The 7127-nt window shown below is 62.0% G+C and carries 7 protein-coding genes; 3 read left to right on the forward strand and 4 right to left on the reverse strand.

Translation table 11 applies throughout. The annotated features are described in order from the left end of the window. Window positions 1-20: 20 nt before the first annotated feature. From GCT13_RS33770 to GCT13_RS33780, 3 genes are all read right to left on the reverse strand, one after another. A complete protein-coding gene (locus GCT13_RS33770) occupies window positions 21-998 on the reverse strand; it encodes a GlxA family transcriptional regulator (RefSeq protein ID WP_321574800.1) in 978 nt (325 codons plus the stop codon). Between the two features lie 134 nt (window positions 999-1132). Next, window positions 1133-2038, reverse strand: coding sequence for a choline ABC transporter permease subunit (choW, locus tag GCT13_RS33775; RefSeq protein ID WP_152765860.1), 906 nt, complete (start codon window positions 2036-2038; stop codon window positions 1133-1135). After that, the gene (locus GCT13_RS33780) at window positions 2031-3203 is read right to left on the reverse strand and encodes a quaternary amine ABC transporter ATP-binding protein (RefSeq protein ID WP_152765862.1); all 1173 of its coding nucleotides are present in this window, start codon (window positions 3201-3203) and stop codon (window positions 2031-2033) included. The genes choW and GCT13_RS33780 overlap by 8 nt, the downstream gene beginning before the upstream one ends. Before the next feature lie 469 nt (window positions 3204-3672). Here GCT13_RS33780 and GCT13_RS33785 point away from each other — a divergent pair, with 469 nt between their 5' ends. Next, the gene (locus tag GCT13_RS33785) at window positions 3673-5385 is read left to right on the forward strand and encodes an IlvD/Edd family dehydratase (RefSeq protein WP_152765864.1); all 1713 of its coding nucleotides are present in this window, start codon (window positions 3673-3675) and stop codon (window positions 5383-5385) included. Window positions 5386-5387: 2 nt separating this feature from the next. Then, a complete protein-coding gene (locus GCT13_RS33790) occupies window positions 5388-6320 on the forward strand; it encodes a dihydrodipicolinate synthase family protein (protein WP_152765866.1) in 933 nt (310 codons plus the stop codon). 63 nt (window positions 6321-6383) lie between these two features. Here the strand turns inward: GCT13_RS33790 and GCT13_RS33795 are convergent, their stop codons facing one another. Beyond that, window positions 6384-6620, reverse strand: a complete 237-nt coding sequence (locus GCT13_RS33795; protein ID WP_152765868.1) for a hypothetical protein — start codon at window positions 6618-6620, stop codon at window positions 6384-6386. Window positions 6621-6891: 271 nt separating this feature from the next. Between GCT13_RS33795 and GCT13_RS33800 the strand changes: the two genes are divergently transcribed. Further along, on the forward strand, window positions 6892-7127 hold a 236-nt coding region (locus GCT13_RS33800), incomplete at its 3' end, for a helix-turn-helix domain-containing protein (protein WP_193727825.1).

The following is a 7127-nucleotide window of genomic DNA, read 5'->3' on the forward strand; positions in this document are numbered from 1 at the left end:
TTCTCCTCGGAATAATCTTGCTAGCTCGCCTGACGCCGCTCGACGCTCGGCGCATGGCCGAACTGCGCGCGATAGGCTTTGCTGAAATGACACGGCGAGTGAAAGCCGCACACGGCCGTCACGCGCGCAATCGATGCGTCCGTCGTGCGCAGCAGATCGCGCGCACGCCGCAAACGCAGCGACAGGTAGTAGTGGGTCGGCGACACGTTCAGATAGACCTTGAACATGCGCTGCAAATGACGCTGCGATAGCTGCACGAGCCGCGCGAGTTCTTCGAGCGACAGAGGCTCTTCGATATTCGCTTCCATCAGCCGCACGACTTCGATCAGCTCGGCGCGCGAAAAGCCGACGCGCGCATCGACGGGTATCGGCTGCGGATCGCTTGCACTGCGAATGCGTTCGAGAATGAACTGCTCCGACACCTGCGCCGCGAGGTTCTGTCCAAAGCGGCTGCTGACGAGATCCAACATCAGGTCGAGCGGCGCGGTGCCGCCCGTGCAGGTCAAGCGGTCGCGATCGATCACGAACAGCTCGTCGGCGAAGCGCACGTGCGGATATTCCTTGTGCAGCACGGACATATCTTCCCAATGCACCGCGCAGCTATATCCGTCGAGCAGCCCCGCCGCCATCAGCGCATACGCGCCCGTGCAGATGCCGCCCAACGGCACGCCTTGCGCGGCGACATCCGCGAGCAGGGTTCTGATGTTCGCATCCACGGCGTTGCGGATCTGCGTGCCGCCGCAAACGATCAGCACATCGGGCATGCCGGCTTCCTCGAGCGAGCGCGTCGGCTTCACGGTCATGCCGTTGCTCGCCCGCACGGGCACGCCGTCATGCGTAAGGACAGACCAGCGATAGTGCTGCGCGCGCGACACATAATTCGCCATTCGCAGCACTTCGACCGCGCTCGTGAACGCGATCATCGAGAAACTGGGCAACGTCAGAAAGCCCACATGCGCAAGATTCGACAACGCCGCTTCGGCCCTGGTAGACGTCACGTTGCGCTCCGTGATGCACAAAGAAGAATGTGTTCGGCCACCGCGAGAGCGCCAGGGCTCTCGCGGGACGATCACTTATTGGTTGTATTGCAGGCGCGCCGGAGACCTGGCGCCAGTATCGATACGACGGAGATTTAGCTTTGCGCGACCACCGCCTGTTCGCGGCGCACGCGCATCACGCTGCGCAGACCGGCGAAGCGCGGCGCGGCGGCCGTGCCGGGCGAGCGGCCGAAGCTCTCGGTGATGCGGTCCAGAATGATTGCGAGCAGCACGACGGACAGACCGCTTTCGAATCCGAGGCCGATATCGAGGCGCTGAATGCTCGCCAGCACGTCGTTGCCGAGACCGCCCGCGCCCACCATCGACGCGATGATCACCATCGACAGCGCCATCATGATCGTCTGGTTCACGCCCTGCATGATCGAAGGCAACGCATTGGGAAACTGCACCTTGTAGAGCAGTTGCCACGGCGTGCAGCCGAACGCCTGCCCTGCTTCGACGATTTCGCGGTTCACGTGCTTGATGCCGAGGCTCGTCAGACGCACGGCGGGCGGCATCGCGAAGATCACAGTGGAGAGAATGCCAGGCACGCGGCCGAGGCCGAACAGCATCGCAGCAGGAATCAGATAGACGAACGCGGGCATCGTCTGCATCAGGTCGAGAATCGGGCGCACGATCATCTGCACGTGCTTGTTCTTCGCGGCCCAGATGCCGAGCGGAATGCCGAAGACGAGGCTGATGAGCGTCGACGACAATGTGAGGCCCAATGTGATCACCGTCTGGTCCCAGAAGCCTGTCGCGTAGATCAGCAATAGCGAAGCGGTGGCGAATATCGCAAAGCGCCAGCCCACGCGCCACAAGCCGATCGCGATAAAGAACGCCATCAATGCCCACATCGGAATGGCCTGCAGGCCATGTTCGATCATTGCGGCGAAGCTCTCGATCGCCTTGCCGATCGAATCGAACGTGCTCGCGTCGTGGTCGAGCAGATAGTGAACGGACTGGTCGACCCAACGGCCGAGTGGAATGATCTCAGACATGGGCACCACCTCGATTGCGCGTAATGACTTTCAAAACAGCTGCCTGATCGACGGAACCGCAATAGCGGTCTTCGTCGTCGACGACGGGCAGCGCGGTCGTGCTCGCGCACACGCGCGACACGACATGTTCGAGCGGCGCGCCGCGCGAAATGCACTCGATCTTCTTGAGCGACGCTGTCCCGCTGCTCATCGCATCGCGCGTGACGAAGCCGCGAATACGCCGCTCGGCATCGAGCACGAATGCGTATTCGGCGCTGCCGTTCAACGACTCGGCGACGCTCGTCTGGTCCAGATCGCGCATGATGGGCACGCCGTTCGCCTGCATCAGATCGCCCGCCGTCAGATAGCGGCTCGTATCGACGCCTTCGAAGAAGGCGCGCACGTAGTCGTCGGCGGGATTCGCGATGATGTCCTGCGGCGTGCCGATCTGCACCACGCGGCCGCCTTCCATGATCGCGATGCGGCTGCCGATGCGCAGCGCCTCTTCGAGATCGTGCGACACGAACAGGATCGTGCGGCGCTGGTTCTTTTGCAGTTCCAGCAGCACGTTCTGCATTTCCTTGCGCTTCAACGGATCGAGCGCGGAGAACGCCTCGTCCATGATCATCAACGACGGGTTCACGGCAAGCGCACGGGCAAGACCCACGCGCTGCTGCATGCCGCCCGACAGCTCCGCTGGCAGCTTGCCCGCGAACGTCGCGAGACCCACCTGCTCGAGCACGTCGAGCGCGCGCTTCTCGCGCTCCTTGCGTCCCATGCCCGCCACTTCCAGACCGAACGCGGCATTCGCCAGCACCGTGCGTTGCGGCATCAGCGCGAACGACTGGAACACCATGCTCATGTCGGTGCGGCGCAGCGACGTCAGCTCGGACCGCTTGATGGCCGCAACGTCGCGGCCATCGATGATGACCTTGCCGGCCGTCGGTTCGACAAGCCGGTTGATGAGACGGATCAGCGTGGACTTGCCGGAGCCGGACAGGCCCATCAGCACGAAAATCTCGCCTTCCTGCACGTCAAAGGACGCATTGTGAACGCCCACGACATGCCCCGTTTTGGCGAACACCTCGTCTTTCGACGCGCCTCGCGAGAGCATGTCCTGAGCCAGTTTCGGGTTGGGCCCGAAAACCTTACATAAACCTTCGACCACGACCTTTGGGGATTTCATCGAGTCCATCTCCTCGTGGTGCAGGCGCCTGCCCGCACAGTGTGACTACATAGTTGCCAGAAAAAACCCCGCCTAGCCGACTAATTGCGACAGACGCTTGCGGAAATACGACACGGGCAAAAGCGAACGGCCGTTAGAGGATGGCCGCGAGGCTTGCCCAGCAAGGGTTTGTGACGATGGTGCAGTGCGCGATGAGCGGATGCGCATGTCGCTTGTGGAAAGGTCCGCGTCCATTCGGCGGTTCAGGCGATGCGTCGCGCGGCTTGTACGGACGTGCCCTGCCACAGGACCGCAGCGATGTCGATGGGGTTTTATCCTTGCTCCCGCTCTGCTGCAATGCAAAGCTGTGCCCGGTGACGACGAGCCCATGCTCCATGTGTGCATCATCGCGTGGTGAATCGGCTAAGCTCATCTTGCAGCGACAGGACAACGAAGAAACAGACAAAACGAAGTAGACCCAGGAGACATCATGCGCAAACTTCGCTCGCAAAGCTGGTTCGGCGGCAACGACAAGGACGGCTTCATCCACCGCTCGTGGATGAAAAACCAGGGCATTCCTCACGACGAATTCGATGGCCGCCCCGTGATCGGCATCTGCAATACGTGGTCCGAACTGACGCCCTGCAACGCCCACTTTCGCGAGCTCGCCGAGTACGTGAAACGCGGCGTGCGCGAAGCAGGCGGCCTGCCGCTCGAATTTCCCGTGATGTCGCTAGGCGAATCGAATCTGCGACCCACGGCGATGCTGTTCCGCAACCTGGCTTCGATGGATGTCGAGGAGTCGATACGCGGCAATCCAATCGACGGCGTGATTCTGCTCGTCGGTTGCGACAAGACCACGCCAGCGCTGTTGATGGGCGCAGCGTCGTGCAATCTGCCCGCGCTGGCAGTGTCGGGCGGGCCGATGCTCAACGGCCGCTTTCGCGGACGCACGCTCGGCTCGGGCACGGGCGTCTGGCAGATGTCAGAGGAAGTGCGCGCGGGCACGATGAGCCAGCAGGAATTCATCGATGCCGAGTCGTGCATGAACCGCTCGCGCGGCCATTGCATGACGATGGGCACGGCATCGACGATGGCGTCGATGGTCGAATCGCTCGGCATCGGCCTGCCGCACAACGCGGCGATTCCCGCCGTCGATGCGCGCCGCCAGGTGCTCGCGCATCTCGCGGGAAGGCGCATCGTCGAGATGGTGCGCGACGACGTGACGATGGATAAGATCCTCACGCGCGAGGCCTTCGAGAACGCGATCCGCGCGAACGCGGCTATCGGCGGATCGACGAATGCCGTCGTGCATCTGATTGCGCTCGCGAAGCGCATCGGCGTCGACCTCAAGCTCGAAGACTGGGAACTCGGATCGAGCGTGCCGTGCCTCGTGAATCTGCAGCCGTCGGGCGAGTACCTGATGGAAGATTTCTATTACGCGGGCGGATTGCCTGCGGTGTTGCGTCAGGTGGGCGAGCAAGGTCTTCTGCATCGTGATGCATTGACCGTCAACGGCAAGACGATCTGGGAGAACGTCTGCGATGCGCCCAACTACGACCAGAAAGTGATCACGACCTTCGCGGAGCCGTTCAAGCCGCATGCGGGCATCGCCGTGCTCAAAGGCAATCTCGCGCCGAATGGTGCCGTCATCAAGCCGTCGGCGGCGACGGCTTCGTTGCTGAAGCATCGAGGCCGCGCGGTGGTATTCGAGAACGTCGAAGAACTACACGCAAAGATCGACGACGACTCGCTCGATATCGACGAGCACTGCGTGATGGTGCTCAAAGGGGCGGGACCGAAAGGCTATCCGGGCTTTGCGGAGGTCGGCAACATGCCGCTGCCGAAAAAGGTCCTGCAAAAGGGCATCACCGATATGGTCCGCATTTCCGATGGACGCATGAGCGGCACGGCCTATGGCGCCGTCGTATTGCACGTGTCGCCCGAATCGGCGGCAGGCGGGCCGCTCGCACTGGTGCAGACAGGCGACATGATCGAGCTCGATGTCGACGCGCGGCGCCTGCATCTCGACGTGTCCGACGAAGAACTCGAACGGCGCCGCGCCGCATGGAAGGCGCCCGAATTGCCGGCGCGCGGCTACTACCGGCTCTACGTCAAGCATGTGTTGCAGGCCGACCAGGGCGCCGATCTCGACTTCCTCGTCGGCGCGAGCGGTGCGCCCGTGCCGCGCGAGTCCCATTGATCATGAGCTCACGCCTCGATTCCTTTTTGCCGCGCGGCATATGGCCCGTGCTCTACGCGTACTTCGACGCCGACAACGCGCTCGATGAGCGCGCCATTCGCACGCAGATCGATCGCACGATCGATGCGGGTGCAAGCGGTATCGTGATACTCGGCCTTGCGACTGAAGTGAACCGCCTGTCGCTCGAAGAGAAGCAACGGATTATCGAATGGGCCGGCGAGCACATCAGCCATCGCGTTTCTCTGTCCGTGACGATCACGGGCGATACCGTCGATGCGCAACTCGCACTCGCGGATTACGCAGTGAAACACGGCGCGTCGTCGCTGATCCTTCAGCCGCCTTCCATGCGCGACAAGCCCGAATCGTTCTACTTCGATTTCTTTGCCGACATCATGCAGCGCGTGCACGTGCCCGTGGGCATTCAGAATGCGCCTGAGTATCTGGGCGTGGGCTTGTCGGTGCAATCGCTCGTCACGCTTTCCGCGCAGTGCCCGCAATTTCAGTGGCTCAAAGGCGAAGGCCCAGCCACGGTCATTCAATCGACGATAGAACGCCTGCGGGAGCAAGGCAGCCGACTACCCGTTTTCAATGGGCGCGGCGGACAGGAGCTAAGCGACAACCTTCGCGCCGGATGCGCGGGACTGATCGTTGCGCCCGATACATTCGACTGGCAAGCCGCCATTTACGATGCCTTTGTCAAAGGCGATCACGCGAAGGCAGAAGCGCTGTATGAAGGCATCCTGCCGTCGATCGTATTCGTGATGCAATCGCTCGACGCATTGACGTGCTACGGCAAACGCATCGCAGCATGGCGCATGGGTTTCGACGTCGTACACGATCGCGGCATGCGTCCAACCGCGTTCGGACTCGAATGCGCACGCCGTTTCGCAAGCCGGCTCGGTCCGTTCGTGAATCAGCGCCAGACGCGCGTCTGACGCAAATGCAAAGGGGGAAGACGCTTGCGCGCTTCCCCCTTCAGTCTCAGCGCGGCGCGCTCGTTACTGCGCTGCCGATGCTGCTTCGTCGCTGGCTGCCTTCGGCGCTGCCTTGTGAGCGTGGTGCTTCTTGGCGTGATGCTTCTTTGCGTGATGCTTTGCGGCGGGCGCCGATGCAACAGCCGGTGCCTGTTCCGTGGCGGCGGGAGCCGATGCCGTGACGGCGGGAGCCGATGCCTGCGCGAATGCGGCGACCGAGAACAGACCTGCCAGAGCGGCAGCGATGATGTGCTTGTTCATTGACTTGATTCCTCAAAACCTTGCGTTGATTAAACGGCTCACGGGCCGCCGACCCGATAGGTCATCGCTCTAAACGTCTCGCCTGACGAAGCGTTGACGACTTTTTCGCCGCCCCTTCATTTTTGACAGTTCTTGACGAACAGTTGAGCTTTTAACGCAGCATCGTGTTGATCTGCACGACATCCGTGAGGCTCAACGTCGACGTGTCGCCTTTTATTGATCCGGCAATAAAATATTGAAACTTTGAGCGCAACACATGGTCGGAAGTGTTATGGAAAAAATCGACTCCCGAACCTTGCCGATGGCGGCACTGAATGAACGCCGTCGCCGCGCGGTGAAGATGCGCATCGAAGGCGTAGCGTTGAAAGAGGTGGCGCTGCGTTGCGAGATGTCGCCCACGACGGTGATTGCGGCCTGCAAGGCGTACGAGGCGGGCGGCTGGCGTGCCGTGGATGTCGGGCCTCGCGGTCGTCCGTCGGGTACCGGACGCAGCCTGAGCGCAGATCA

This window comes from Paraburkholderia franconis (assembly GCF_009362735.1).
In the GTDB taxonomy this organism is placed as follows: domain Bacteria; phylum Pseudomonadota; class Gammaproteobacteria; order Burkholderiales; family Burkholderiaceae; genus Paraburkholderia; species Paraburkholderia franconis.

Coding starts and splice junctions, on each gene's coding strand:
- GCT13_RS33780 (WP_152765862.1), bottom strand. CDS start 3,203: ATGAAATCCCCAAAGGTCGTGGTCGAAGGTTTATGTAAGGTTTTCGGG.
- choW (WP_152765860.1), bottom strand. CDS start 2,038: ATGTCTGAGATCATTCCACTCGGCCGTTGGGTCGACCAGTCCGTTCAC.
- GCT13_RS33785 (WP_152765864.1), top strand. CDS start 3,673: ATGCGCAAACTTCGCTCGCAAAGCTGGTTCGGCGGCAACGACAAGGAC.
- GCT13_RS33795 (WP_152765868.1), bottom strand. CDS start 6,620: ATGAACAAGCACATCATCGCTGCCGCTCTGGCAGGTCTGTTCTCGGTC.
- GCT13_RS33790 (WP_152765866.1), top strand. CDS start 5,388: ATGAGCTCACGCCTCGATTCCTTTTTGCCGCGCGGCATATGGCCCGTG.